Below are 25,317 nucleotides of genomic sequence, written 5' to 3'. Positions count from 1 at the left end.
TGGTGGAATCATTCTCCCAGGGTGAAGCGGGCGACGTTGTTGGCCCCGGCGCGCGCCGGGAGGTCCACGGGCTCGCCTTGCCAGACCAGCTCGACGCCGGTGGCGTTGCCCACGGTCAGGCGGAAGGGCGGCTCGCCTTCGACGCTGGCCGTGGTGCCGGGTTCCTGCAGGCCGACGAAGACGCGCTGGTTATTGGCGTCGAAGACCTCGGTCCATGACTGTTCGTTGAAGGTGAAGGCGAGGCGTCCGGCCTCGCCCTGCGGCTCGGCGGCGGCAGTGTCGACCTGCTCGGCTTCCGCCGCGGTCTGCTGCTGCTCCTCGTCGGCTGCGGCCTCGCTATCCTGCTCCTCGCGGACGGTGTCCGATGCGTCGATGCTCGCGGCGAGCTCGGCGTCCACCGACGCGTCGTCGGCGAGGGCGTCGTCGGTCTGCTCGCCGGGTGCCTGGGCGGTGGACTCTGTCTCGGCCACCTCCTCGGGCAGCGGCGGCAGGCTATCCGGCCCGGTGCCGTCGGCCGAGGTGTCGGGCTCGGTCACGCTGGCGGAGCCATCCAGGCGGTCGACGGAGACCGGATCGCTCTCGCCGATGCTGGGTGGCTCGCCGCCGCCGCGGCTTTGCCACCACATCAGGGTCAGGCCGATCAGGCCGGCCAGCACCAGCAGGGAGACCAGGCGGAACAGCCAGGCTCCCAGGCGTGAGGGGGGCTTGCTGACCTGCACCGGGGTGACCTTGCGCTGGGCGGCATCCTGGCTGCCGAAGCGGGCGCGATAGGCCTCCAGCACCGGAGTGTCGTCGATGCCCAGCAGGTGCGCATAGGCGCGCAGGTAGCCACGCCGGTAGGTGGCGATCGGCACCTCCTCGTAGCTGTCCTCCTCCAGGCCGCGGACCACCGCCGGCCGCAGGTTGAGCGCGCCGGCCACCTCGGAGACGGAGAGGCCCTGATTCTCGCGTTCAAGCCTCAGCTGCTCGCCGGGCGAGGCCGTGGCGTCAGCGTGCAGGTCCGGTTCGTGGGTGTCGCTCATGGCGGCGCATCCTTCGGTGGTGTTCTCGGGTCAGGGCGTGGTGCCACGCCCCTCCAGCTGTTGGGTGTAGAAGGCGGCAGTGGCGCTGTCGCCCTGGGCGCGGGCGATGTCACCGGCCAGCCTCAGGGCCTCCGGGCGCGGCCCGGCCAGGCGCATGAAGGCCTCGATCTGCGCTCGCGCCTGGGCCAGGTTGTTGTCGGCGTACTCGAGCTCGGCCAGGGTGAAGTAGCTGCGCGGCGCACGGGGATCGATCTCCTGGGCGCGCTGCAGATTGCGGCGTGCCTCCTGCACCTCCCCCAGCTCGCGATGGCACTGCCCGAGGTTGGCGAACAGCTGGGCGCGATTGGGGTACTGGGCATCCGTCGAGGCCCGTTCGAGCTGCTCGCAGGCTTCGCGTACGCGGCCTCGGGCGTAGAGAAAGGCCGCGTAGTTGTTGCGCGCGCGGGTGAAGTCGGCGTCCGCGGCGAGGGCCCGACGGAAGGTCTCGTCGGCCAGCGCCTCCTCCCCCTGGCGCTGGTAGACCATGGCCATGGCCTGCAGTGCCTCGGGGTCATCGGGGGCGATCTCCAGGGCGCGGTCCAGGGCGCCCATGGCGCGGCGCAGGTTGTTGCGCTCCAGATAGGCGACGCCGAGCTGGGTGTAGGCGTCGGCCGGGCTGGCCTCGCGGTCGGCGCCGCTGATGCCCTGGGACTGTGTGGCACAACCGGTCAGCCACAGGCCGCCCAGCAGGGCGGCCAAGGGCAGCAGCGAGCGTCCGGGCAGTCGTGAGCGGCGGGTCATGAACTCCTCCCGAGGGTCGGCGGGCTCCCTCCGGCGGCGTGCCGCGGGCAAACGGAAGCCGGGGGGAGGCAGGGCCTGCCCATCAAAGCGCTGTGCCCGGTTGAAGTCAAGGCGGGCTCCCTTCAGTCGGCGTCGATCTGGATCGACTTGATATAGCGCTCGTGCCGACGGGTGCGGTCCTTCACCCGGCCCACCAGCTGGCCGCAGGCGGCGTCGATATCGTCACCGCGAGTGGAGCGGATCGGTGCCGTGTAGCCCAGTTCGTAGAGCCACTGCTGGAAGCGCATCACCTGGTTGCGTGACGGCTTCTCGTAGCCCGAATGGGGGAAGGGGTTGAAGGGAATCAGGTTGATCTTGCACGGCAGCTCGCGCAGCAGTTCGGCGAGCTGCTCGGCGTGCTCCTGTTGGTCGTTGACGTCCTTGATCACCGTGTATTCGATGGTGACCATGCGCGTGTCGTCGCACTTGGCGAGATAGCGCTGGCAGGCATCCAGCAGGCTGCGGATGTTGTACTTGCGGTTGAGCGGCACCAGCTCGTTGCGCAGCTCGTCGTTGGCGGCGTGCAGCGAGATGGCCAGGCTCACGTCGAGCTCGTCGCCGAGCTTGTCGAGCATCGGCACGACTCCGGAGGTGGAGAGCGTGACGCGGCGCTTGGAGAGGCCGTAGCCGTCGTCGTCGAGCATCAGCTTCATGGCCGGCACGACGTTGTCGTAGTTCATCAGCGGCTCGCCCATGCCCATCATCACCACATTGGTGACCGGGCGATTGGCTGTGTCCTTGCGCGGGCCCACGCTGCGCTGGGCCACCCACACCTGGCCGATGATCTCGGCGGCGGTGAGGTTGCGCTGGAACCCCTGCTTGCCGGTGGAGCAGAAGCTGCAGTCCAGCGAGCAGCCCACCTGGGAGGAGACGCACAGGGTACGGCGCTTGCCGTTGTCGGCGGGGATCAGCACCGTCTCCACATAGCTGCCGTCCTCGACCTCCAGGACCCACTTGCGAGTGCCGTCGTTGGAGGTGCCCTCGTAGACCACGCCGGGGCCGCGGATCTCGGCCACCTCGGCGAGCCTGGCGCGCAGCGCCTTGGCGAGGTTGGTCATGGCCGCGAAGTCGTCACAGCCCTCGTGGTGGATCCACTTCATCACCTGGGCGGCACGGAACTTCTTCTCGCCGATGGAGAGGAAGAAGGCTTCCATCTCCTGGCGGGACATGCCGAGCAGGTTGGTCTTCTGGGGTGCGGTATCAGCGGTCATGGCGATCAGCGGGTCGGGGAAGGGAAGGCGGCAGGGGGAGGCGGAGACAGGGCCCCGCCCGGAGCCTGGATCAACGCGGGCCGAAAATCAGCGCGGGCAAAGTTCGCTGCTCTCGAAGAAGTAGGCGATCTCGCGCTCGGCGGACTCGGGAGAATCGGAGCCGTGCACGGCGTTGGCGTCGATGGTCTCGGCGAAGTCGGCGCGGATGGTGCCCGGCGCGGCTTCCTTGGGGTTGGTGGCGCCCATCAGTTCACGGTTCTTGGCGATGGCGTCGTCGCCCTCGAGCACCTGCACGACCACCGGACCGGAGGTCATGAAGCCGACCAGATCCTTGAAGAAGGGGCGCTCCTTGTGCTCGGCGTAAAAGCCGCCGGCCTTGTCGTCGTCCAGCTTGAGCATCTTGGCGGCGACGACCTTGAGGCCGGCCTTCTCGAAGCGGGCGATGATCTCGCCGATGGCGTTCTTGGCGACGGCATCGGGCTTGATGATGGACAGGGTGCGCTGGGTAGCCATGGGCATGTCTCCAGTAGGGGGTGATGGGGTGTCGAAAGAGTGCGCCGCGCCACCCTCGGGCTTGGGAAAGCGAGGGCGGCGCGGCGAATCGGGTAATGCGGCTCGGCGATGCGCCGACTGGGCCGGGATTATAGCGCCCCGCGGTGGCGTTGAACAATCGTCGCTGATCGCGAGGCGCGGCGCGCCTCGGGTCGCGGGAATTCTGTGAACCTAGACCGAAAAGCTCTCGCCGCAGCCGCACTGGTCCTTGACGTTGGGGTTGTTGAAGCGGAAGTAGCGGTTGAGCCCCTCGTTGACGTAGTCGACCTCGCTGCCGTCGAGCATCTCCAGGGCATCGGGGGCGACGAAGACCTTGACCCCGTGCTCCTCGAAGCAGGTGTCGTCGTTGGCCGCCTCGTCGGCGAAGTCGAGTACGTAGCTGTAGCCGGAGCAGCCGCTGGGCTTGACCGAGACGCGCAGGCCAAGGCCCTGGCCGCGCTCGTCGAGCACCCGGCGGATCTGCTCGGCGGCGGCGTCGGTGATGGTGAGATGCGCCATGGTCTCTCTCCTGTGGGTAGCTGCCTGTTGCAGGGGTTGCGCCTGTCGCGAAGGCGTCATTGGGCCTGGCGGCGCAGGCCGGACAGGGCGTGACGCAGGGCGTCGACGGCCCGGTCGATGTCGGCCTCGGTGGTGAAGCGTCCGAAGCTGAATCGCAGCGAGGCGAGCGCCAGCGCCCGCGGCAGGCCGATGTTCTTCAGTACATAGGATGGCTCGACGCTGGCCGAGTTGCAGGCCGAGCCGGTGGAGAGGGCGATATCGCGCAGTGCCATCAGCAGCGACTCGCCCTCCACGCCGGCGAAGGCCAGGTTGAGGATATTGGGCACGGCGGCTTCCAGCGCGGTATTGCGATGGATACCGTCGAGGTCGGCCAGGCCGTCGAGCAGGCGGTCGCGCAGAGAGGTGATGCGGGCCTGGTCGGCCTCGCCCTCGGCGGCGGCGATGGCGAAGGCCTCACCCATGCCGACGATCTGGTGAGTGGGCAGGGTGCCGGAGCGCATGCCGCGTTCGTGGCCGCCGCCGTGGATCAGCGCCTCGACGCGGATATCGGGGTGGCGCCTGACGTAGAGGGCGCCAACGCCCTTGGGTCCATAGGCCTTGTGCCCGGAGAGCGACATCAGGTCGATCCCCAACTGGTTCACATCGAGGTCGAGGCGGCCTACCGCCTGGGCGGCGTCGACATGGAAGGCAGCGCCGCCGGCATGGGCCACCTCGGCCAGTGCCGCCAGGTCGTGGATTACGCCGAGTTCATTGTTGACCGCCATCAGCGACACCAGCGCGGTGTCCTCGCGCAGTGCCTCGCGCAGCTGTGCCGGGCTGATCCGCCCGTCGCCTGCCGGTGTCAGCCAGGTCACCTCGAAGCCCTCGTCCTCCAGCGCCCGGGCGGTATCCACCACTGCCTTGTGCTCGACGACGGAGGTGATCAGGTGGCGGCCACGGTGGCGATTGGCGCGCAGGAAGCCGGTTAGGGCCAGGTTGTCGGCCTCGGTGGCGCCGCTGGTCCAGACGATCTCGCGCGGATCGGCAGCGATCAGGTCGGCCACCTGGCGGCGGGCATTCTCCACCGCCTGCTCGGCCTGCCAGCCCAGCATGTGGCTGCGCGAGGCGGGGTTGGCGAAGATGCCGTCGAGGGTCAGGTGGCGCGCCATCAGCTCGGCGACCCGGGGGTCGACGGGGGTGGTGGCAGCGTAGTCGAGATAGACGGGTGTGGTCATGGCCTCGGGAAGTCTCGGTTTGGCCTGGCGGTCAGGGCGCTGAGGCGAGGATGCTGTCGTCGCCATCGAGGCGGCGCCGCTGACGGCTGGCGATCTGCTGGATCTCCTGGCGGTCGGCCAGCTGACCCAGGGTGACGCCGTCGAGGAAGCCGTGGATATGCGCCGACAGCTCGATCCACAGGTGGTGGGTGAGGCAGGTATCGCCCTGCTGGCAGTCGGAGAGGCCACCGCAGCGCGTGGCGTCCACGGACTCATCCACGGCGTCGATCACCCGCGCCACCGAGATTGTCTCCGGCGCCTGGGCCAGCAGGTAGCCGCCCCCCGGGCCGCGCACGCTGTCGACCAGCCCGGCACGGCGCAGGCGGGCAAACAGCTGCTCGAGGTAGGAGAGCGAGATCTCCTGGCGTCGCGAGATATCGGCCAGGCAGATCGGCCCGCTGCGGGCGTTCATCGCCAGGTCGAGCATGGCGGTGACGGCGTAGCGTCCCTTGGTGGTCAGGCGCATGGCGTCCTCGGCGCCGCCGGGGCGGCGTTGGGTAAGCGTCGGCTCCGGGGGAGCGGTCGAACTGACCGTGCATTATGGGAAAGACCGAGTGGCATGGTCAACCATTTGCTGACTGGCGTAGTGGGTGGCCATCGAAAGGCTGCTTGTTCCGGAGCTGATCTGGGGGCAAGCCTTCGAGGAGGCGCTGTGAACCCATCCCTGGGCGCTACCGACGCCATCCCTGGCGTAGGACCTCCTCTACGACTTGCCCCCAGCGCTCCTTCTATACCTGTCGATCTGGTTGGCCTAGTCGCGTCGCTCCCCTTCGCCGGCCTTCTCGGTCGTCTCGGCGGCCGGCGTCTTCTCCGGCATCTTGCAGGCGTCGTCGAGCACCTCGGCGAAGTCCTCGTCACGAAGCTCCGGCAGCTCGCCCTCGCGGTAGCTGGCGTCCACCTTGCGCAGGGTCTGGCACATGCGCTCGAGGCGCTCGTCCACGGCGTGCATATGATCGAGCATCGCCTGGATGGAGCGGGCCACCGGGTCGGGCATGTCCTCGCTGACCCCGTAGGCGTCGAAGCCGAACTTGCGGCGAATCGCCTCGCGGCGCTCGGGGTCGACGTCCAGGGTGTCGGCGGCATCCGGCTCCTCGCGCTTGACGATCTTGCCGGGGATGCCCACCACGGTGGCGCCGGCGGGGACCTCCTTGGTCACCACGGCGTTGGAGCCGATCTTGGCTCCGGCCCCGACGCTGAAGGGGCCGAGGATCTTGGCGCCGGCGCCGACGATCACGCCATCCTCCAGGGTGGGGTGGCGCTTGCCCTTGTTCCAGCTGGTGCCGCCCAGGGTCACGCCCTGGTAGAGGGTGACGTCGTCGCCCACCTCGGCGGTCTCGCCGATCACCACGCCCATGCCGTGGTCGATGAAGAAGCGCCGGCCGATGGTGGCCCCGGGGTGGATCTCGATGCCGGTCAGCCAGCGCGAGAAGGTGGAGAGGCTGCGTGCCAGCCAGCGCAGGTTGGCGCGCCACAGGCGGTGGCTCAGGCGGTGGAGCAGCAGGGCGTGCAGGCCCGGGTAGTTGGTCAGCACTTCGAGGAAGTTGCGTGCCGCCGGGTCGCGGTCGAAAACGCTGTTGATGTCCTCACGCAGGCGTTGAAACATGCAGCGGTCCTTGGGCTTGGATGGGCAGGGCGGCAACCGCCGCGGATGATCATCTCAGTGTGGGGGCGGCGGTGGGGAGCTTCAAGGCGAGCCTGCCCCTTTCCGCCGGGCGTTGGCCATCACTCATCCCGCGGCGGGGCGAGCTTCTCGGTATCCGAGAGGATGCCGCGCAGGATGTTGAGCTCCATGCGCTCCGGGCGGGCGCGCAGGGTGAAGCGACGCAGCCGGGCCATCAGCTGGCGCGGGGTGGCCGGGTCATGGAAGCCGATGGCGACCAGGGTGCGCTCCAGGTGGGCGAAGTAGTGCTCGAGCTCGGCGTGGGTGGCCAGGGCCTGGTCGGGCTCCACCGGGGCGGCCGGCTCTCCCGCCAGCCAGGCCTGGCGGCACTCGTAGGCCAGCACCTGCACCGCCGCGGCCAGGTTCAGCGAGCTGAAGTCCGGGTTGGTGGGGATGTGCACGTGGGCATGGCAGCGCTGCAGCTCGGCATTGGTCAGGCCGCTGTCCTCGCGGCCGAACACCAGCGCCACCCGGGCGTCGGGGGCGGCCAGCTCCTGGGGCAGGCGGTCGCCCAGCTCGCGCGGCGAGAGCATCGGCCAGGGCAGGGTCCGCGAGCGGGCACTGGCGCCCACCACCAGGGTGCAGTCGGCCACGGCCTCCTCCAGGGTGTCGACCACCCGGGCGCCGTGGACCAGGTGGTCGGCACCGGAGGCCCGCGACACGCTATCGGCGGTGATCGGCTCGCAGCGCGGCGCCACCAGGGCAAGGTCGCTCAGGGCCATGTTGTGCATGGCGCGGGCGGTAGCGCCGATATTGCCGGGGTGGCTGGTGCCGATCAGGACGATACGGATGCGCTCGAGCATGGGTCAGGGTCCGGTGCTGCAGGAAGTTGAGGAGCGCAGTCTAGCATGCGAGCGTCGCGGTGGATGGCGCGTCCCGAGCGCTTCTGCTAGGATTCGCGCCAGCGTTTCGAGTGAACGCCCCGTTCTTTAACACCACCGACTCCCCAAGGCCCGATCATGCATCCGATGGTCCAATACGCGCTGCGCGCCGCACGCAGCGCCGGCGAGCAGTTCCTGCGCATTCGCGAGCGCATCGAGAACTCCCACCAAGAGCACAACCTCGACCGCCTGCTGGAAGACGCCGCGCGCAACGCCGAGACACTGATCGTGCGTCAGCTCTCCCGCGGCTACCCCCAGCACGGCGTCGTCGGCCGTTTCACCCCCCATCGCGAGGGGGAAGGCGAGGGGCGCGATGTGCTGTGGCGCATCGAACCCTTCCACGGCTACTCGAACCTCGAGGTGGCCGCTCCCGGCTTCGCGCTGTCACTGGTATGCCTGGTCAAGGGCCGTGCGGAGCATGCGGTGGTGATCTGCCCCTTCAGCGACGACGAGTACCTGGCCAGCCGTGGCCGTGGTGCCCAGCACAACGGCAAGCGTATCCGCGTGCCCGGCAAGCATGCCGTGGCCGGCACGCGCGTCGCCATGGGGCTGCCCGACAGCTCGCTGCGCAATCGCTACCTGCCCTCCTACCTGACCCTGGTGCAGCAGCTCGGTCCGCTCATCGAGGTGCAGCGGGCCAGCGGCAGCGGCCTGCTCGATCTCGCCGAGCTGGCCTCCGGGCGTGCCGATGCTGCCTTCGTGCTGGGCCTGGAGGAGCAGGATCTGCATGTCGGCAGCCTGCTGCTCAAGGAGTCCGGCGCGCTGATGGGAACCCCCGACGGCCAGCCCAGGGTGGACGCGGATGGCCCGCTGATGGCCGCCGGTCCGCGCCTCTACAAGGCGCTGGTGCAGCAGCTCAAGCTGCACTTCTGACGCTGCGGCGAGCCTGACCCGAGCCCGAGTGAAAGCCCCGCGGCGCGCAAGTGCCGCGGGGCTTTCGTGTGTGTGGAGGGAGGGTGGTGGGGCGGGGGCTCAGGTCGGCGCCTGGCAGAGCAGCGTCAGGGTCTCGATGAGGCTCTCCATCTCGTCATCGGTGCCGATACTGATGCGCAGGTGGTCGCGCAGCGCCTCGGTGTTGAAGTGGCGCACCAGCACGCCCCGCTCGCGGAGCCCCACGAAGAGCTGGGCGGCATCCTGGTCGGAATGGCGTACCAGCAGGAAGTTGGCCTGGGAGGGCAGCACCTCGAAGCCCAGTCGCTCGAGCGCGCTGCGGGTTTGCTCGCGGGTGGTGATCACCCGTTCACGGCACGCCTCGAAGTGCTCCTCGTCGGCCAGGGAGGCGATGGCCACGGCGCTGGCCAGGCTGTCCACCGGGTAGGAGTTGAAGGAGTCCTTGACCCGCTCCAGTCCCTCGATCAGTTCCCTGGAGCCCACCGCATAGCCCAGCCGCAGGCCGGCCAGGCTGCGCGACTTGGAGAAGGTGCCGGTGACCAGCAGGTTGGGGAAGCGCTTCACCAGCGGCACCGCGCTCTCGCCGCCGAAGTCCACGTAGGCCTCGTCGATCAGCACCACCGACTCGGTGATCCTCTCGAGCAGGGCGGCGATCGCCGCGCGGTCGTGGCCGTGGCCGGTGGGGGCGTTGGGGTTGGCAAAGACCACCCCGCCCGCCGAGGGGGCGAAGGCCGCGAGGTCCACCGACCAGTCGGCGGCCAGCGGCAGGGCCTGGCGCTCGATGGCGTAGAGCCGGCAGTAGACCGGGTAGAAGCTGTAGGTGATCGTCGGCATCTGCAGCGCCGCTGCCTGGCGGAAGAAGGCCTGGAAGGCCAGTGCCAGTACCTCATCGGAGCCATTGCCCACGAACACCTGCCCGACCTCGACGCCGAGTTCCGCGGCCAGCGCCTCGCGCAGCGCCCGGGACTCGGGGTCCGGATAGCGGCGCAGGTGGTCGCTGGGGAAGTCACGCAGCACGGCGCCGACTCCCGGGGCCGGGGGGTAGGGGTTCTCGTTGGTGTTCAGCTTGATCAGGCGCTCGCGGGGCTGCTCGCCGGGAACATAGGGCGTCAGCTCGCGGACCTCGGGGCTCCAGAACTTGCTCATGGCTCTCGCTCGGGACAGGGAGGGAATGTCGGCATGGTGACCCGCGCGGCCGAGCCGCGCAAGCCGTGCTAGGCTGGTGCCCCCTGACCCCGATCACAATGACTTCGCGATGACCGCCCAGATCCTTGCCACCCTGCTGCCGGTATTCCTGATCGCCGGATGCGGCACCCTTTACGGCCGCCTGCGCAACCCCGATATCGCCACCCTCAACACGCTCAACATGGAGCTCTTCGTGCCCATGCTGGTGTTTGCCGTGCTGGCCGACGGCCAGGCGCCGCTGGAGGAGTATGCGGGGCTGGCGCTGGGCGGCACGGTGGTGGTGCTGGGCTCCGGGTTGGTGCTGTGGCCATTGGTGAAGTGGTTGGGGTTGGAGGTGAAGACCTTCCTGCCGCCGATGATGTTCAACAACTCCGGCAACATGGGCATCCCGCTGCTGCTGCTGGCCTTCGGCGAGGCGGCGCTACCCGCCGCGGTGGTGTTGTTCATCGTCGAGATGCTACTGCACTTCACGGTAGGGCTGTGGATGCTGAGCCCCGGCTCCTCGCTGCTGCGCATCCTGCGCCTGCCCATCGTGCTGGCCACCTTCGCCGGCCTGGCGGTCAACCTGCTGGGCGCGCCGCTGCCCGGTTGGCTGCTGGAGGCGCTGCATATGCTGGGTGGGGTGTGTATCCCGCTACTGCTCTTCGCCCTCGGCGTGCGCATGCTCGACATCGACTTCTCGGACTGGAAGACCGGCCTGCTGGGCGCCGTGCTCTGCCCGCTCTCCGGCCTGGTACTGGCCGCGCCGCTGGTCTGGCTGCTGGGGCTCTCCGGGCTGCAGGCCGCGGCGCTGTGGGTGTTCGCCGCCCTGCCGCCGGCGGTGCTCAACTACCTGGTGGCCGAGCAGTACCGCCAGGAACCTCACAAGGTCGCCTCGCTGGTGCTGATCGGCAATCTCGGTTCGCTGGTGGTGATGCCAGTGGTGCTGGCGCTGGTCTTTGCCCATGTGCATGCCGGTATCGGCGGATGAAGGGCCGTGAAACTGTGCGTCGGCCGTATCAGCGGTTATGCTGTGACTCAGGCCGTCAGGCCGCCGTGCATTACGGTGCAACGCCCACTGCCCAGGAGGACACATATGCAAATCAGGACCTTGCTTGCCGGATCGGCGATGCTTGCGCTGCTGGCCGGCTGCGCCGCCGGCCCCACCGATGGCCCTGCGGGTGCCGCCGTGGAGCCCGACGAGGAGCGCTACCAGGGCACTCTGCCCTGCCGCAACTGCGATGGTATCGACCTCGATGTGCTGATGCGTGGCGATGAACAGGCCGCCGCCGAGGATCGTACTTTCGAGCTCAACGCCTCCTATCGTGGCCATCCGCAGAGCCCCCCGGACGAGACCTACGCTGGCAACTGGGAGGTGCTGGAAGGTACCGCCAATGAGCCTGATGCCACCGTCTACGAGCTCACGCCGGACGGCGAGGGGCAGATCTACTACTTCCTGCGCCTCGATCCGCAGACCCTGGAGCTGATCGACCCCGAGCGTCGGCGCTTCCAGAACAGCGAGATGCTGCAGCTCAAGCGTCAGTGATCGCTCGCGGATGACCCCGGGTGATCCGGTGGGGGCGGCCTTCGGGCCGCCCCCTGCCGTTGTGGCTGTTGCCACTGACGCCACGGCCCGACCAGCGACACTTAACGATCCATCCACCCACGAGACACGCCATGGCCAAGGCAAAGAGCGCCTACGTCTGCACCGAGTGCGGCGCCGAATACCGCAAGTGGCAGGGGCAGTGCACGAGCTGCCGAGAATGGAACACCCTCAGCGAGGTGCGTCTCGCCCCGGCTCGACCGGGAGCCGCAGCCGCATCGCCGGCGGCGCGCGGTGGCTATGCCGGCGCTCTGACCCGCGAGGTGGTCGACCTGGCCAATGTCGATCTCAGCGAGGTACCCAGGCTCTCCTCCACCTTCGCCGAGTTCGACCGGGTGCTGGGCGGCGGCCTGGTGCCCGGCTCGGCGGTGCTGCTGGGCGGCCACCCCGGGGCGGGCAAGTCGACGCTGCTGCTGCAGACCGCCTGCAAGCTCGCCCAGGGGCGCGGCGTGCTCTACGTCACCGGCGAGGAGTCGCTCTCCCAGGTGGCGATGCGTGCCCACCGCCTGCAGCTGCCCACCCAGGGGCTGAAGATGCTGGCCGAGACCAGCGTCGAGACGATCCTCGCCGTGGCCGAGCGTGAGCGGCCGGAGATCCTGATCATCGACTCCATCCAGACCATGCATCTGGAGGATATCGCCTCGGCCCCGGGCGGTGTGGCCCAGGTGCGCGAGTCCGCCGCGGCCCTGACCCGCTTCGCCAAGCAGAGCAACACCGTGCTGCTGCTGGTGGGCCATGTGACCAAGGATGGCAGTCTCGCCGGCCCCAAGGTACTGGAGCATATGATCGATGCCTCACTGCTGCTGGAGGGCGGCGCCGACTCGCGCTTCCGCACCCTGCGCGGCCAGAAGAACCGCTTCGGCGCGGTCAACGAGCTGGGGGTCTTCGCCATGCTCGAGCATGGCCTCAAGGAAGTGAAGAATCCCAGTGCCATCTTCCTGTCGCGCACCGAGGAGCAGGCGCCGGGCAGCCTGGTGATGGTGGTGTGGGAGGGCACCCGGCCGATCCTGGTGGAGGTGCAGGCGCTGCTCGATGACTCGCCGCTGGGCAACCCGCGCCGCGTGGCGGTGGGCCTCGATGCCAACCGCCTGGCCATGCTGCTCGCCGTGCTGCACCGTCATGGCGGGCTGTTCACCGGTGACCAGGATGTCTTCCTCAACGTGGTGGGCGGGGTCAAGGTGCTGGAGACGAGTGCCGACCTGGCGGTACTGCTGGCGGTGGTTTCCAGCCTGCAGAGTCGCCCGCTGCCCCGCGAGCTGGTGGTGTTCGGCGAGGTGGGGCTCTCCGGCGAGATCCGCCCGGTGCCCAGCGGCCAGGAACGTATCCTCGAGGCCGCCAAGCACGGCTTCACCCGCGCCATCGTGCCGCGGGCCAACGCCCCCAAGCGGGCCCCCGAGGGGATGGAGGTGGTGGCGGTGGACAAGCTCGCCGACGCCCTCGAGGCCCTGTGAGCCGGGGCCTTGATGTTAGAATACCCGTAACCGATTCCGAGGAGATTCCGATGAGCGCCATCCGCCTGACCCAGTACAGCCACGGAGCCGGCTGCGGCTGCAAGATCGCCCCCGACGTACTCGACGGCATCCTGGCCAAGGCCGGTCCGGGGGCCACCCATTCGCGACTGATCGTCGGCAACCAGGGACGCGAGGATGCCGCCGTCTACGACCTGGGTGACGGCCGCGGGATGATCGCCACCACCGACTTCTTCATGCCCATCGTCGACGACCCCTTCGACTTCGGGCGCATCGCCGCCACCAACGCCATCAGCGATATCTACGCCATGGGTGGCACCCCGGTGATGGCCTTGGGCATCCTCGGCTGGCCGCTGGACAAGCTGCCCGCCGAGGTGGCCGGTGACGTGATGGCCGGCGCCCAGGCGGTGTGCCGCGAACTGGGCCTGGCGCTCGCCGGCGGCCACTCCATCGATGCCCCGGAGCCGATCTTCGGCCTGGCGGTGAACGGCCTGGTGAACCTGGAGCATCTCAAGCTCAACAAGGGCGCCAGGCCCGGTGACCTGCTGTTCCTGACCAAGCCGCTGGGGGTGGGCATGCTGACCACCGCCGAGAAGAAGGGACTGCTGGAGCCCGGCCACCAGGGCCTGGCCCGGGAGACCATGCTGCGCTCCAACCGCATCGGTGTGGACCTGGCCCGGGTGGCGGGCGTGCACGCCATGACCGATGTCACCGGCTTCGGGCTCGGCGGCCACCTGGCCGAGGTGTGCGCGGCCAGCGAGGTGGCAGCGCGCATCGACTTCCGGCGCCTGCCCCGCTTGGCCGAGGCCGAGGCCTATCGCCGCCAGGGGGCGGTGCCGGGAGGCACGCTGCGCAACCGTCAGGCCCTGGGGGCGAGCCTGCCCGAGATGGACGAGGCCCACTGGCAGTGGCTGTGCGATCCCCAGACCTCCGGCGGCCTGCTGCTGGCGGTGGACCCGGCCTGGGAGGATGACGTCGAGCGGATCGGCCGCGAGCATGGCCTGACCCTCGAGCCCTTCGGCGAGATCATCGAGGCCAGCGGCCCGGCGCGCATCGAGGTGCATGGATGAGTGAGCTGCCGCTGGTCGACCCCGACCTGGCGCTGCTGCGTGAGGGGCGGCACCTCATCGATGTGCGCGCTCCCGTGGAGTTCGCCCAGGGGGCGCTGCCCGGGGCGGTGAACCTGCCGCTGATGGATAACGAGGAGCGCCGCCTGGTCGGCATCGAGTACAAGCAGCGCGGCCAGGCCGCGGCGATTGCCCTGGGCGAGCGTCTGGTCAGTGGCGAGGTCAAGGCGGCGCGGGTGGCGGCCTGGATGGCGGAGCTAGAGCGTTACCCCGATGCCATCGTCTACTGCTTCCGCGGCGGGCTGCGTTCGCAGATCGCCCAGCAGTGGATCCGTGAGGCGGGCATCACCCGGCCGCGCATCCGCGGCGGCTGGAAGGCGATGCGCCAGGCGCTCTGCGCACGCATCGATGCCGCCGCCGAGCAGCCGCTGCTGGTGGTGGGCGGGCTCACCGGCTGTGCCAAGACCGACCTGGTGCTGGCCCTGGACAATGGCCTGGACCTGGAGGGGTGTGCCCGTCACAAGGGCTCCGCCTTCGGCCGCCATCCGCTGCAGGCCCCCGGCCAGATCGACTTCGAGCATGCCATGGGCCTGCGCCTGCTGGAGTTGCCGGGCCCCGTGGTGGTGGAGGACGAGTCACGCCATATTGGTGGCGCCAACCTGCCCCAGGCCTTCTGGGAGGCGATGCAGCACGCCCCGCGACTGCGCGTGGAGATGTCCCTGGACTGGCGCCTGGCGCAGATCCACCGCGACTATATCGAGGAGCTGTGGGCGGTCTATCGCCGGCAGTTCGGCGAGTGGCTGGGCTGGACCCTGATGCGCAAGCAGCTGGAGGAGTCCCTGGCCAAGCTGCGCAAGCGCCTGGGCAGCGCGCGCCTGGCCCGGCTGCAGCGGCTCCAGGCGCTGGCCTTCCGCGAGCATGAACGTGGCAACCCTCAGGCCCACGAGGCGTGGCTGGCACCGCTGCTGACCGAATACTACGACCCCATGTATCGACACCAGCTGGAGAAGCGTGATCCGGGTCACTTCCTGCATGTGGGCGACTGGGAGAGCTGCCTGGCGGTGGCCCGGGAGTGGTCCGAGGAGCAGGCGTCGGTCACGCCTAAGCACTCCGCAGCCACTGGCTGAGCAGGCGGTCTAGCAGCGGGGCGAGGCGGTCGAAGCGCCGCGGGTCCCCGAGCATCGCCGCGGTATCCTGGGCGTGGGGGCTGGCCTCGCTGCCTTCGGGCAGCGGCTCGTTGGCGAGCAGCGCCCCGACGCTCTCGGCGGTGGCCTCCAGGTGGCAGAGCAGCCCCAGCACGCGGCCGAGATCCCAGCTGAAGCCCTGCAGCGGGCTCGCGTCGCTGCCACCCAGTGGCATGGCCTGGTCGGGCAGGGCGAAGACCTCGCGATGCCACATGAAGGCCTCGAACCGCTCGGGCAGGTCCAAGCTGCTCTCCGCGGCAAGCGTGACCGGGTGCCAGCCGGTTTCCGCGAAGGTGCCGCGGGCGACCACCGCACCCAGCGCCGTGGCGATCAGGCGAGCGCCGTAGCCGATGCCCAGCAGCGGCCTGTGGCCGTCCAGGGTGCGCTCGACCAGCTTGCGCTCGCGCCTGAGCCAGGGCTGTCGAGTCTCGTCCAGGGGGCCCTCGGGGCCATCGAGCAGCACCAGGGCATCGCCGTCGCCGGGTTTCGGCGGCAGCTCGCCGGCGTCGAGGTGGAATACCGTGTGGCTGTGGCCCATGCTGGTCAACCAGTCGGCCAGGCGTGCCGGCCCCTGGTGGGGGGCGTGCTGGAGCAGATGAACGTGCATGGGTAACCTCGCCAGCGGATGCAACGGACAGGGGGCGCAAGGGTACATGAAGGCCGGCTGGAGGGAACAGGTCCTGACCATCATCGCCGAGATCCCGCCCGGGCGGGTGACCACCTATGGGCGCATCGCCGCCATGGCCGAGGGCGCCACGCCGCGGCTGGTGGCCCGTGCCCTGCGCGAGCTACCCGCCGGCCACGACCTGCCGTGGTTTCGCATCATCACCGCCTCGCGCAAGCTGGCCGACCACCCTGGCGCCGCGGAGCAGCGCCAGCGCCTGGCCGCCGAGGGGGTGCTGTTGGATGCCCGCGGCCGGGCGCCGGCGGAGCGGATGTGGCCGTGAACAGACCATAGACACTGAACCTGCCCGAGGAGCGCCGGGGTCAGGTCGTATAGGATGTGAAGGCCTGTCGCCGGGTCAGCTCCGAGTACTGCCATGGTCGAAGGGGGCAGCCGACAGAACCAACAGCCAAGGAGAGTCCATGAGCGGTTTCTTTCAGCGCCTGCAGGGCCTCGAGCCGCGTCGCCAGCAGGCCTTCATGGCGGCGCTGTGCGAGCGCCTTCTGCCCAACTATGTCCTCTATGCCCAGACTGCCGGCCATGGCAACCCGGCGGGGCTGCGCGCCATCCTCGACCTGGTGTGGGAGCGGCTGGCGATTGCGGGGGCGCGCATCGACTTCGAGCGCCAGGCCGAGAAGCTGGCCGAGCTGGCACCGCCGGAGGATGACGACAGCTTCGGTGCGCGGCGCGCCACCGAGGTTGTGGCGGCGCTCTCGGCGCTCCTCGACACCCTGCAGGGCGAGGCGCCCGAGGCGGTTCTGGAGGTGAGTCGCGCCTCGCGAGGCGGGGTGCGGGCCTTCATCGAGCTGACCGAGGGCGAGGAGGACGGCGAGCGCCTGGCCGCCCTGGTGCGCGAGCATCCGCTGATGGCGGACGAGAACGACTTTCAGGACGCAGTGCTGGAGGCGGTGGAGGCAGGCCCGCTGGATCGCGATGCCCTCAAGGCGCTGCGCCGGCTGGGGCGCAACGAGGGCGTCAGCAATCTGGGGCTCTCCGCCGACGAATAGTGCCTACAGCCGCATCTCGATGCCCCGCTCGGCCATGTAGCGCTTGGCCTCGGGGATGGTGTATTCGCCGAAGTGGAAGATGCTGGCGGCGAGCACCGCGTCGGCACCGCCCTCGACCACGCCCTCCACCAGATGGTCGAGGTTGCCGACCCCGCCGGAGGCGATCACCGGCACGCTCACCGCCTCGCTGATGGCGTGGGTCACGCCGAGATCGAAGCCGGCCTTGGTGCCGTCGCGGTCCATGCTAGTGAGCAGCAGCTCGCCTGCGCCGTACTCCACCATCTTCTTCGCCCACTCCACGGCATCGAGGCCGGTGGGGCGGCGCCCTCCGTGGGTGAAGATCTCCCAGCGCGGGGCCTCGCCCTCGGCGGAGACCTTCTTGGCGTCGATGGCCACCACGATGCACTGGCTGCCGAAACGCTCGCTGGCCTCGCGCACGAACTCCGGGTTGGTGACCGCGGCGGTGTTGATGGAGACCTTGTCGGCACCGGCATTGAGCATGGTGCGGATGTCATCGCAGGTGCGGATGCCGCCGCCCACGGTCAGCGGGATGAAGACCTCGCCGGCGATGCGCTCGACCATCTCCACCGTGGTGCCGCGGTCCTCGTGGCTGGCGGTGATGTCGAGGAAGGTGATCTCGTCGGCGCCCTGCTGGTTGTAGCGCTGGGCGATCTCCACCGGGTCGCCGGCGTCGCGGATGCCGATGAAGTTGACCCCCTTGACCACGCGGCCGGCGTCGACGTCGAGGCAGGGGATGATGCGCTTGGCGAGTCCCATGGTCAGCTCCCTTTCCGGGCGAGTTCATCGCACAGCCGTTGGCCCTCGGCCAGGTCCAGGCTGCCCTCGTAGATGGCGCGTCCGGTGATGGCGCCGAGGATACCGGGTTCGTCGGCGGCCACCAGGGCGCGCAGGTCGTCGAGGTTGGTCACCCCGCCGGAGGCGATCACCGGCAGGCCGCCGTCACGGGCGAGTGCCGCGGTGGCCTCGACGTTGACGCCGTTGAGCATGCCGTCCCGGGCGATATCGGTGTAGACGATGCTGGAGACGCCGTCGTCGGCGAAGCGCTTCGCCAGGTCCACCGCCTTGACCTGGGAGACCTCGGCCCAGCCGTCGGTGGCCACGAAGCCGTTGTGGGCGTCGAGGCCGACGATCACGTGGCCCGGGAAGGCGCGGCACATCTCACCCACGAAGTCGGGCTCCTTGACCGCCTTGGTGCCGATGATCACGTAGCTGACCCCGGCCTTGAGGTAGTGCTCGATGGTCTCGGCGGAGCGGATGCCGCCGCCGATCTGGATCGGCAAGTCGGGGTAGCGGCGGGCGATGGCGGTGACCGCCTCACCGTTGACCGGCTTGCCCTCGAAGGCGCCGTTGAGGTCCACCAGGTGCAGGCGACGGGCGCCGGCGGCGACCCAGCGCTCGGCCATGGCCACCGGATCGTCGCCGTAGGTGGTGGCATCGTCCATGCGGCCCTGCTTGAGGCGCACGCACTGGCCATCCTTGAGGTCGATAGCGGGAATTACCAGCATGTCAGTGTCCTGTTGATCCATGGTCGGGCGGCGCGGGATGGGCCCCCGGTTGACCGGGCGCGGTTCAGGGCGCCCAGTTGACAAAGTTCTCGAGCAGCCTGAGGCCGGCGCGGGAGCTCTTCTCGGGGTGGAACTGCACGGCGAAGGTGGCGTCGCGGCCGATCGCCACATGCGCCTGCACCCGGCCGTAGTCGGTGGTGCCGAACACCGTGGCGTCATCACTGGCCGCCACGTAGTAGCTGTGCACGAAGTAGAAGTGCTCGTCCTGGTCGATGCCATCCCACAGCGGGTGCTCGCGCTGCTGGTGCACCAGGTTCCAGCCCATATGGGGGACCTTGAGGCGCTGGTTCAGGTCGTCGCGCATGTCGCCGGGGAAGCGCTTCACTTCACCGGCGAGGAAACCCAGGCAGTCAACGCCGCCGTTCTCCTCGCTACGGTCGAGCAGCATCTGCTGGCCCACGCAGATGCCCAGCAGGGGTTTCTCCTGGCTGGCCAGCAACTCCTCCACCAGGCCGCGCAGCTCGGTCTTCTCCAGCTCGCCGATGCAGTCGCGAATGGCGCCCTGACCGGGCAGCACCAGGCGTGTAGCGCCGAGGATTCGGCGCGGGTCACGGGTGATCACCACGTTCTCGTGGGTGACGTGCTCCAGTGCCTTGGCGACGGAATGCAGGTTGCCCATCCCGTAATCGATGACGGCAATCGTCATGGGGCGCTCCTCGTGGGGTGGTACGTGGGCCTCACAGGCTGCCCTTGGTGGAGGGCATCTGGCCGGCCATGCGGGGGTCTTCCTCCAGGGCCATGCGCAGGGCACGACCGAAGGCCTTGAAGATGGTCTCCGCCTGATGATGGGCGTTGAAGCCCTTCAGGTTGTCGATATGCAGGGTGACCATGGCGTGGTTGACGAAGCCCTGGAAGAACTCCCAGAAGAGCTGGGTATCCAGGTGGCCCACGGCGGCGCGGGTGAACTCCACATCCATGAACAGGCCGGCGCGGCCGGAGAAGTCGACCACCACCCGGGAGAGGGCCTCGTCGAGCGGCACATAGGCGTGGCCGTAGCGCCGGATGCCGCGCTTGTCGCCGATGGCCCTGGCGAAGGCCTGGCCGAGGGTGATACCGAGGTCCTCGACGGTGTGGTGGTCGTCGATATGCAGGTCGCCTTCGGCCTTGATGTCGAGGTCGATCAGGCCGTGGCGGGCCACCTGGTCGAGCATGTGGTCGAGGAAGGGTACGCCGGTCTCGCAGTTCAGCTTGCCGCTGCCATCGAGGTTGACGGTGACGCTGATCCGGGTCTCCTGGGTGTCGCGACTGACCGTGGCGATACGCTCGGACATTGAGGCTTCTCCAGCGCCTGGGCGCATGTCGAGGCGGACCGCTGGCACAGCGGCCCGCAGAAACGGGGGTGACGGCGGACCTCGCCCGCGGTCGGAAAACTGCCATTATAGAGAATCGCCGACCCCATCCGCTACAATGCCTCCATTCACTACGCCCGTCGCGCGGCGGCGATACCTGCCGTCCCGGCCCAAGGAGGTTCTTTTATGCCGGTGACTCTGCACCCCGTCGATCGGGGCGCCTGGGAAGCGGACGCCCAGGCGCGAACCGACCTCGCCCGAATCTATGCCGACGCTCCTGCCGAGCGCCTGCCCGCCCCTGCCGATGCCTTTATCGAGGATCACCTGACGGCCGGGGGCGCCTTCCTCTGTGCGCGCTTCAATGATCGCCTGATCGGTGCCGTGGCGCTGCGCGACGATGGCAGAGCCTGGTGGCTTTCGCACTTCTGTGTGCGCAAGCCGACTCGGCGCCGGGGCGTCGGCTCGCGCTTGCTGGCGCTGGTCGGCGAGGCCGCCAGCGCCGAGGAGAAGCCTCTGCGTGCAGAGCTGGCCCAGTTGCAGATGGCCGACCAGCTGATGCTCTCGCGGCTCGGCTATCGGCTCGACCGTAGCGGCGACCATTATGAGCTCGTCCTGCCCGGCTGCCACCCCAAGGAGTCACCGCGATGAAGCGCCTGCTGAGCACCCTGCTGGCCGCTATCGGTATCCTCGCCGTGCTGGCGGTGGGGGCGGTGGTCTACGTTACCACCTTCCTCGACCCCGAAGACCTCAAGCCTCGGCTGGAGGAAGTGGTGCAGGAGCGGGTCGGCCTGACCCTCTCCCTCGAAGGCCCCATCTCGTGGTCGTTCTACCCGCGGCTGGGGGTCGGCGTGGAGCAGGCCGAGGCCTGGCTGCCCGAGCAGTCGGCCGGCGAGGACGCCGCCTTCATGGCCTTTCGCCGTGCCGAGGTCAGCCTCGCCTTCGCCTCACTGTTGCGCGGCGAGGTGGCCATCGATGGCATGACCCTGGATGGCCTGCGACTCAACCTGTCCCGTGACGAGGACGGTCGCGGCAACTGGGAATCCCTGATGGAGCGTTTCGCCGGCGGAGAGGACTCGCCGACGCCGGCCAGTGCCTCCTCGGCGCCGGTTCCCGGTGGTGGCAATGGGCCCTCCGTGGCCTTCAACATCGCCAGCGTGGAGGTCAAGGACGGCGAGGTGAGCTATACCGACCAGTCCGCCGGACACTCGCTGCGCCTCAAGGGGCTCTCCGTCACCGGGCGCAACGTCAATCCGCGCCGCTCCTTCCCCTTCACGGCGGATTTCCAGCTACTCGGCCATGACACTCCAGCGGGCGTGGACGACACCGTGCCGCGGCTGGCCAGCGAGGTCGCCATGCAGGGGCGCCTCGCCCTGGCCCTCGCCGAGCGCCGCTATACCCTCGAGGACCTGTCGCTTTCCACCCGCAACCGGCTGGCCGGTGTGGAGAGCCCGCAGCAGCTGGAGCTGAGCGGCCAGCGGCTGGTAGTCGACATGGCCGCGCGCCAGTTGCGCCTGGAGCCCGGCACGCTGAAGGCCACGCTGGCGCATCCCGCGCTGGGTGACACGCCTCTCTCACTGGCCATGGAGTTCGCCCTGGAGTCAGACCTGGCCGCCGGCAGTGCCCGGCTGCGCGACCTGACGCTGAGTGGTGACCATGGACTGCGCCTCAGCGGCAACCTCAACCTTGCCAACCTTCACGAGTCACCCCGCTACGATGGCCAGCTGCGTCTGGCTCCGCTCTCTCTGCGGCCGTGGCTCGAGCGCTTCGACAGCCTGCCGGCCACGGCCGATCCCGAGGCGTTGAGCGACGTGGCGTTGACCACCCCCCTGGAGGGTGACCTCGAGCGGGTGGACCTTACCGGCATGACCCTGGTGCTCGACGGCAGCACCTTTACCGGGCGCCTGGCGGCGGGCCTCGACGGCCACCGCCTGGAGACGGAGCTGCAGGGGGACAGCCTGGACCTGGATGCCTACCTGCCGGCATCCACGGGGCAGGCGCCGGACGCCGCCGGCCTGTGGCTGCCCGGTGTCGGTCATGCCCACGCCCAGGACGAAGAGGCACTCCTGCCCGTCGAGTGGCTGCGTGAGCTGGCGCTGGATGCGCGGCTGAGCCTGAGCAGCCTGCGGTTGGGCGGGCTGGATTTCCGCGACGTGGCGTTGCGGCTCGAGGGGCGGGACGGCCGGCAGCGGCTGGTGTCGCTCGAGTCGGCCTTCTACGAGGGCAGCCTGGCCGCCGATGGCGAACTGGACCTGACCCGCGAGCCCGTCGCCTGGCGGCTGGCGCCGCGCCTCGAGCGGGTGCGCATCGATGCGCTGCTGGAGGCGCTGGGCGAAGGCGAGGAGCCGGCGCCGCTGCGTGGCCTTGCCTTCGTCGAGGGGGAGCTGACCACCCAGGGCAATGCCTGGCCGGTGATGAAACGCGGCCTCGATGGCCGCCTGGCCGCGCGCCTGGATGACGGAGCCATCCTCGACGTCAATGTCTCCCGGGAGCTGTGCAGTGCGGTGGCGAGCCTGCAGGGGGAGCAGACCCAGCGCGAGTGGGAGGCGGATACCCGCTTCGAGCGCGCCGAGGCCACCCTAAGCGTGCGCGATGGCGTGGTGGAGAGCGATGACATCATTGTCACCCTGCCGGGCATCGATGTGGGCGGCGAGGGCACTCTCGACCTGACCACCGAACGCTTCGATCTGCGTGCCGCGGCGCGGGTGGTGGATACCGCGGATGTGGCCTGCGAGGTCAATCCTCGCCTCGAGCGCCTGCCCCTGCCGGTTCGCTGTGAGGGCAGCCTCGGCGGCGACAGCGCCGAGTGGTGCCGCTTCGATCGTGAAGGCTTCAGCGCTGCCATCGGTGAGGCACTGCGTGAAGAGTTGGGCAGCCGCGCCGGTGACGAGGTGGAGCAGCGCCTGGAAGGCGCCCTCAACAAGCTCGAGGAGCGCGTCGGCGAGGACGCCGGCAGGGAACTTCGCGACGCCCTCAAGGGTCTCTTCGAATGAGCAAAGTCAGTCCCTGCGTCGGCCCCGTGCCGGCGCCTTTTTTTGAGCCGCAATGACCGACACGCCGACTCCCTTACTCGCCCCCGCGGCCTTCCAGCGGCGCCTGCTCGACTGGTTCGATGAACACGGCCGCCACGACCTGCCCTGGCAATTCGGGCGCACGCCCTACCGGGTGTGGGTCTCGGAGATCATGCTGCAGCAGACCCAGGTGGCCACCGTCATCCCCTACTTCGAGCGCTTCATGGCGCGCTTCCCGGATGTGCAGAGCCTGGCGGCAGCGGACCAGGATGAGGTGCTGCACCTGTGGACGGGGCTCGGCTACTACGCCCGCGGGCGCAACCTCCACAAGGCCGCCAGGGTGGTGGTCGACGAGCATGGTGGGGAATTTCCGCTCCACAGCCTGGAGGAGATGGCGGCCCTGCCCGGCATCGGACGCTCCACCGCCGGGGCCATCGTCGCCCAGAGCCAGGGGCGGCGTGCGGTGATCCTCGATGGCAACGTCAAGCGCAGTCTCAGCCGCCTGCACGCCGTGCCAGGCTGGCCGGGACGAGTGGCAGTGGAGCGTCGGCTATGGGAGCTGGCGGAGCACTATACGCCCCACGAGCGACTGGCCGACTATACCCAGGCGATGATGGACCTGGGCGCGACCCTCTGCCGTCGCGGTACCCCCGAGTGTGGCCGCTGCCCCTTCAACGATGTCTGCCTGGCCCATGCGCGCGGCGAGGAGCGCCGCTTTCCGGAATCGAAGCCGAAGAAGGCGTTGCCCACCCGAACCACCCGCATGCTGCTGCTGCTTGATGCCCGCGGCCGGGTGCTGCTGGAGCAGCGCCCGGCCAGCGGTCTGTGGGGCGGGCTGTGGAGCCTTCCCCAGTTCGATGAGGCGGCAGCGCTGCAGGCCTGGCTCGATGCCCACGCCCCGGGCAGCCGGCTGGATGCCCCCCGGGCTCCCTTCACCCATGTCTTCAGCCACTTCCGCCTGGAGATCACCCCCCAGCCGGCGCGGGTCGAGCGCCTCGATTCGATAGGCGAGACGCGTCGCTGGTACGATCCCGATAATCCCGATGCCGTGGGCCTGGCGGCTCCGGTGAAGGCGCTGCTGGCGAGCCTGGCGACCTTCACCCTGGATACGCCGCCGGGACCCTGAGTTAGCGTTTACCAAGGAGTCACCCATGAGCCAGACCGTGTTCTGTCGCAAGTACCAGCAGGAGCTCGAGGCCCTGCCGTTCCCGCCGCTGCCCGGCAAGAAGGGGCAGGAGATCCAGGCCAGCGTGTCGAAGCAGGCCTGGGAGGAGTGGCAGGCGCTGCAGACCCGCCTGATCAACGAAAAGCATCTCAACATGCTCGAACCATCGACCCGGGAGTACCTGATGGAGCAGATGGAGCGCTTCCTGGACAACCGTGAGACCGACCGTGCCGAGGGCTATGTACCGCCCTCATCTTGATGAAAAGAAAGGGGTTGACGAGAAAGGTCGGTTGGGGTTTAATACGCACCGTTGGCAAGGGGCCAGATAGCTCAGTTGGTAGAGCAGGGGATTGAAAATCCCCGTGTCGGCGGTTCGATTCCGTCTCTGGCCACCACGCTGCTGGGGTATAGCCAAGTGGTAAGGCACCGGTTTTTGGTATCGGCATTCCCAGGTTCGAATCCTGGTACCCCAGCCATCGCCAACCTCGTTTTCGAAAGACCGTGGACTCGAGTTCACGGTCTTTCTCGCTCAGAGGACCTCGTCCTCCACGCCGTCAAGAGCGGCAGTTGCCGGCATAGCTCAGTTGGTAGAGCAACTGACTTGTAATCAGTAGGTCCCGGGTTCGACTCCTGGTGCCGGCACCATTTAAAGCCTTGTGATTCATCGCTTTACCGCGATACCCAAGCCGCCCCGAGAGGCGGTTTTTTGTTGCCTGCAGAAAATCCCCTCCTCTTGCCCCCTGTCCATCGCGCGGTGAACAGGGGGCAGATGCGCGATTCAGCTGGCTACAGCGAGGCCGCCGCCCTGGCGGCCTGGTCGTAGATCCCCGACATCGCCCGCAGCATGCCCGCCAGGCGGCTGGTCTCCTCGGGCTCGATGCCCAGCGACGACAGCGACTCGATCAGGCAGTCCTCGCGAATCTCGGCGTAGCGCTGGCAGGTGCTGCGTCCTTCCTCGGTGGTCCTGAAGAAGGTCTCCTTGCCGTGCTTCTCACCGTGCACCAGCCCGAGCTTGGCGAGCTTCTTGAGGGCATAGGTCACGGTGTGGCTATCCTCGACGTTGAGTACCAGGCAGATGTCCGCCAGGCGCTTGGCCCGTTCGCGATGGTTGACGCTATGCAGCACCAGCACATCCAGCGGCCCCAGCTCCGGGAAGCCGGCGGCGGTCATGCAGCGCACCATCCAGCGGGTGAAGGCGTGGGAGGCGATGATCAGGCCGAACTCGAACTCCGACTGCTCCTGGGCCCGGTGGGAAAGGTGTTCCGAGGAGACGATCGGGCCGCTGGTGCGGCCCTTGAGGGAGGAAGCGGAGGATGCGGGCATG

Annotated in this window: 28 protein-coding genes and 3 tRNA genes; 15 read left to right on the top strand and 16 right to left on the bottom strand. The window is 68.9% G+C overall.

Features of this window, described 5'->3' with window-relative positions:
• Positions 1 to 8 precede the first annotated feature (8 nt).
• The 9 genes from ACJ7IV_RS14470 to trmJ all read right to left on the bottom strand — a co-directional run bounded on the left by ACJ7IV_RS14470 (position 9) and on the right by trmJ (position 7,818).
• Complete coding sequence (locus tag ACJ7IV_RS14470) at positions 9 to 1,022, bottom strand: RodZ domain-containing protein (protein ID WP_483864976.1); 1,014 nt, start codon at positions 1,020 to 1,022, stop codon at positions 9 to 11.
• 30 nt (positions 1,023 to 1,052) lie between these two features.
• The gene (pilW, locus tag ACJ7IV_RS14465; RefSeq protein ID WP_483864975.1) at positions 1,053 to 1,802 is read right to left on the bottom strand and encodes a type IV pilus biogenesis/stability protein PilW; all 750 of its coding nucleotides are present in this window, start codon (positions 1,800 to 1,802) and stop codon (positions 1,053 to 1,055) included.
• Positions 1,803 to 1,924: 122 nt separating this feature from the next.
• On the bottom strand, positions 1,925 to 3,052 hold the full coding sequence (gene rlmN, locus ACJ7IV_RS14460; protein ID WP_483864974.1) for a dual-specificity RNA methyltransferase RlmN: 1,128 nt from the start codon (positions 3,050 to 3,052) through the stop codon (positions 1,925 to 1,927).
• An 87-nt stretch (positions 3,053 to 3,139) separates the two neighbouring features.
• On the bottom strand, positions 3,140 to 3,565 hold the full coding sequence (ndk, locus tag ACJ7IV_RS14455; RefSeq protein WP_483864973.1) for a nucleoside-diphosphate kinase: 426 nt from the start codon (positions 3,563 to 3,565) through the stop codon (positions 3,140 to 3,142).
• Positions 3,566 to 3,775: 210 nt separating this feature from the next.
• A complete protein-coding gene (locus tag ACJ7IV_RS14450) occupies positions 3,776 to 4,102 on the bottom strand; it encodes a HesB/IscA family protein (RefSeq protein ID WP_161429934.1) in 327 nt (108 codons plus the stop codon).
• 56 nt (positions 4,103 to 4,158) lie between these two features.
• Positions 4,159 to 5,316, bottom strand: coding sequence for an IscS subfamily cysteine desulfurase (locus ACJ7IV_RS14445; RefSeq protein ID WP_483864972.1), 1,158 nt, complete (start codon positions 5,314 to 5,316; stop codon positions 4,159 to 4,161).
• 31 nt (positions 5,317 to 5,347) lie between these two features.
• Complete coding sequence (locus tag ACJ7IV_RS14440; RefSeq protein WP_161432943.1) at positions 5,348 to 5,821, bottom strand: Rrf2 family transcriptional regulator; 474 nt, start codon at positions 5,819 to 5,821, stop codon at positions 5,348 to 5,350.
• 285 nt (positions 5,822 to 6,106) lie between these two features.
• A complete protein-coding gene (gene cysE, locus ACJ7IV_RS14435) occupies positions 6,107 to 6,958 on the bottom strand; it encodes a serine O-acetyltransferase (RefSeq protein WP_483864971.1) in 852 nt (283 codons plus the stop codon).
• Positions 6,959 to 7,077: 119 nt separating this feature from the next.
• Positions 7,078 to 7,818, bottom strand: coding sequence for a tRNA (cytosine(32)/uridine(32)-2'-O)-methyltransferase TrmJ (gene trmJ, locus ACJ7IV_RS14430; protein ID WP_483864970.1), 741 nt, complete (start codon positions 7,816 to 7,818; stop codon positions 7,078 to 7,080).
• A gap of 156 nt (positions 7,819 to 7,974) precedes the next feature.
• Between trmJ and ACJ7IV_RS14425 the strand changes: the two genes are divergently transcribed.
• On the top strand, positions 7,975 to 8,769 hold the full coding sequence (locus ACJ7IV_RS14425; protein ID WP_483864969.1) for an inositol monophosphatase family protein: 795 nt from the start codon (positions 7,975 to 7,977) through the stop codon (positions 8,767 to 8,769).
• Between the two features lie 99 nt (positions 8,770 to 8,868).
• On the opposite strand, the gene hisC is transcribed toward ACJ7IV_RS14425, so the two are convergent.
• On the bottom strand, positions 8,869 to 9,933 hold the full coding sequence (hisC, locus tag ACJ7IV_RS14420; protein WP_483864968.1) for a histidinol-phosphate transaminase: 1,065 nt from the start codon (positions 9,931 to 9,933) through the stop codon (positions 8,869 to 8,871).
• 109 nt (positions 9,934 to 10,042) lie between these two features.
• Here hisC and ACJ7IV_RS14415 point away from each other — a divergent pair, with 109 nt between their 5' ends.
• The 5 genes from ACJ7IV_RS14415 (at position 10,043) to mnmH (ending at position 15,217) form a co-directional block, all read left to right on the top strand.
• Entirely contained in the window at positions 10,043 to 10,942 is a 900-nt protein-coding gene (locus ACJ7IV_RS14415; protein ID WP_483864967.1) for an AEC family transporter, read from the top strand.
• 105 nt (positions 10,943 to 11,047) lie between these two features.
• Positions 11,048 to 11,497, top strand: coding sequence for a copper resistance protein NlpE N-terminal domain-containing protein (locus ACJ7IV_RS14410; RefSeq protein ID WP_161429941.1), 450 nt, complete (start codon positions 11,048 to 11,050; stop codon positions 11,495 to 11,497).
• Positions 11,498 to 11,628: 131 nt separating this feature from the next.
• Positions 11,629 to 13,005, top strand: a complete 1,377-nt coding sequence (gene radA, locus ACJ7IV_RS14405) for a DNA repair protein RadA (protein WP_483864966.1) — start codon at positions 11,629 to 11,631, stop codon at positions 13,003 to 13,005.
• Positions 13,006 to 13,055: 50 nt separating this feature from the next.
• Positions 13,056 to 14,093 carry a selenide, water dikinase SelD gene (gene selD / locus ACJ7IV_RS14400; protein ID WP_483864965.1) on the top strand — a complete coding sequence of 346 codons (1,038 nt, stop codon included), beginning with the start codon at positions 13,056 to 13,058 and terminating at the stop codon, positions 14,091 to 14,093.
• Positions 14,090 to 15,217: a tRNA 2-selenouridine(34) synthase MnmH gene (mnmH, locus tag ACJ7IV_RS14395; protein ID WP_483864964.1), complete on the top strand. Its 1,128-nt coding sequence runs from the start codon at positions 14,090 to 14,092 to the stop codon at positions 15,215 to 15,217. The genes selD and mnmH overlap by 4 nt, the downstream gene beginning before the upstream one ends.
• Here the strand turns inward: mnmH and ACJ7IV_RS14390 are convergent.
• Complete coding sequence (locus tag ACJ7IV_RS14390; RefSeq protein ID WP_483864963.1) at positions 15,192 to 15,881, bottom strand: type 1 glutamine amidotransferase; 690 nt, start codon at positions 15,879 to 15,881, stop codon at positions 15,192 to 15,194. The genes mnmH and ACJ7IV_RS14390 overlap by 26 nt on opposite strands.
• 46 nt (positions 15,882 to 15,927) lie before the next feature.
• On the opposite strand from ACJ7IV_RS14390, the gene ACJ7IV_RS14385 reads away from it, so the two are divergent.
• Complete coding sequence (locus ACJ7IV_RS14385) at positions 15,928 to 16,221, top strand: MGMT family protein (protein ID WP_483864962.1); 294 nt, start codon at positions 15,928 to 15,930, stop codon at positions 16,219 to 16,221.
• A gap of 139 nt (positions 16,222 to 16,360) precedes the next feature.
• On the top strand, positions 16,361 to 16,945 hold the full coding sequence (locus tag ACJ7IV_RS14380) for a YjaG family protein (RefSeq protein ID WP_483864961.1): 585 nt from the start codon (positions 16,361 to 16,363) through the stop codon (positions 16,943 to 16,945).
• A 3-nt stretch (positions 16,946 to 16,948) separates the two neighbouring features.
• Here the strand turns inward: ACJ7IV_RS14380 and hisF are convergent, their stop codons facing one another.
• The 4 genes from hisF to hisB form a co-directional block, all read right to left on the bottom strand.
• The gene (gene hisF, locus ACJ7IV_RS14375; RefSeq protein WP_483864960.1) at positions 16,949 to 17,722 is read right to left on the bottom strand and encodes an imidazole glycerol phosphate synthase subunit HisF; all 774 of its coding nucleotides are present in this window, start codon (positions 17,720 to 17,722) and stop codon (positions 16,949 to 16,951) included.
• Between the two features lie 2 nt (positions 17,723 to 17,724).
• Positions 17,725 to 18,471 carry a 1-(5-phosphoribosyl)-5-[(5-phosphoribosylamino)methylideneamino]imidazole-4-carboxamide isomerase gene (hisA, locus tag ACJ7IV_RS14370; RefSeq protein ID WP_483864959.1) on the bottom strand — a complete coding sequence of 249 codons (747 nt, stop codon included), beginning with the start codon at positions 18,469 to 18,471 and terminating at the stop codon, positions 17,725 to 17,727.
• A 64-nt stretch (positions 18,472 to 18,535) separates the two neighbouring features.
• Positions 18,536 to 19,177 (bottom strand): imidazole glycerol phosphate synthase subunit HisH, encoded by a 642-nt coding sequence (gene hisH, locus ACJ7IV_RS14365; protein WP_483864958.1) that lies wholly within the window; start codon positions 19,175 to 19,177, stop codon positions 18,536 to 18,538.
• A gap of 31 nt (positions 19,178 to 19,208) precedes the next feature.
• The gene (hisB, locus tag ACJ7IV_RS14360; protein ID WP_483864957.1) at positions 19,209 to 19,802 is read right to left on the bottom strand and encodes an imidazoleglycerol-phosphate dehydratase HisB; all 594 of its coding nucleotides are present in this window, start codon (positions 19,800 to 19,802) and stop codon (positions 19,209 to 19,211) included.
• A gap of 204 nt (positions 19,803 to 20,006) precedes the next feature.
• Here hisB and ACJ7IV_RS14355 point away from each other — a divergent pair, with 204 nt between their 5' ends.
• From ACJ7IV_RS14355 to ACJ7IV_RS14325, 7 genes are all read left to right on the top strand, one after another.
• On the top strand, positions 20,007 to 20,468 hold the full coding sequence (locus ACJ7IV_RS14355) for an acetyl-CoA sensor PanZ family protein (protein WP_483864956.1): 462 nt from the start codon (positions 20,007 to 20,009) through the stop codon (positions 20,466 to 20,468).
• A complete protein-coding gene (locus tag ACJ7IV_RS14350; protein WP_483864955.1) occupies positions 20,465 to 22,810 on the top strand; it encodes an AsmA family protein in 2,346 nt (781 codons plus the stop codon). The genes ACJ7IV_RS14355 and ACJ7IV_RS14350 overlap by 4 nt, the downstream gene beginning before the upstream one ends.
• Positions 22,811 to 22,862: 52 nt before the next feature.
• Entirely contained in the window at positions 22,863 to 23,954 is a 1,092-nt protein-coding gene (gene mutY / locus ACJ7IV_RS14345; protein WP_483864954.1) for an A/G-specific adenine glycosylase, read from the top strand.
• Between the two features lie 25 nt (positions 23,955 to 23,979).
• Positions 23,980 to 24,252: an oxidative damage protection protein gene (locus ACJ7IV_RS14340; protein ID WP_161429955.1), complete on the top strand. Its 273-nt coding sequence runs from the start codon at positions 23,980 to 23,982 to the stop codon at positions 24,250 to 24,252.
• Between the two features lie 60 nt (positions 24,253 to 24,312).
• Positions 24,313 to 24,388 (top strand) — tRNA-Phe (locus ACJ7IV_RS14335).
• A gap of 6 nt (positions 24,389 to 24,394) precedes the next feature.
• Positions 24,395 to 24,469, top strand: a tRNA-Gln gene (locus ACJ7IV_RS14330).
• 93 nt (positions 24,470 to 24,562) lie between these two features.
• A tRNA-Thr gene (locus ACJ7IV_RS14325) sits at positions 24,563 to 24,638 on the top strand.
• A gap of 141 nt (positions 24,639 to 24,779) precedes the next feature.
• On the opposite strand, the gene ACJ7IV_RS14320 is transcribed toward ACJ7IV_RS14325, so the two are convergent.
• On the bottom strand, positions 24,780 to 25,316 hold the full coding sequence (locus ACJ7IV_RS14320; RefSeq protein ID WP_483864953.1) for a winged helix DNA-binding protein: 537 nt from the start codon (positions 25,314 to 25,316) through the stop codon (positions 24,780 to 24,782).
• Position 25,317 lies beyond the last annotated feature (1 nt).

Source organism: Halomonas sp. C10-5, assembly GCF_057169305.1.
The sequence above is the reverse complement of the archived record's forward strand: the minus strand, read 5'-3'. Positions and strand labels throughout refer to the sequence as shown.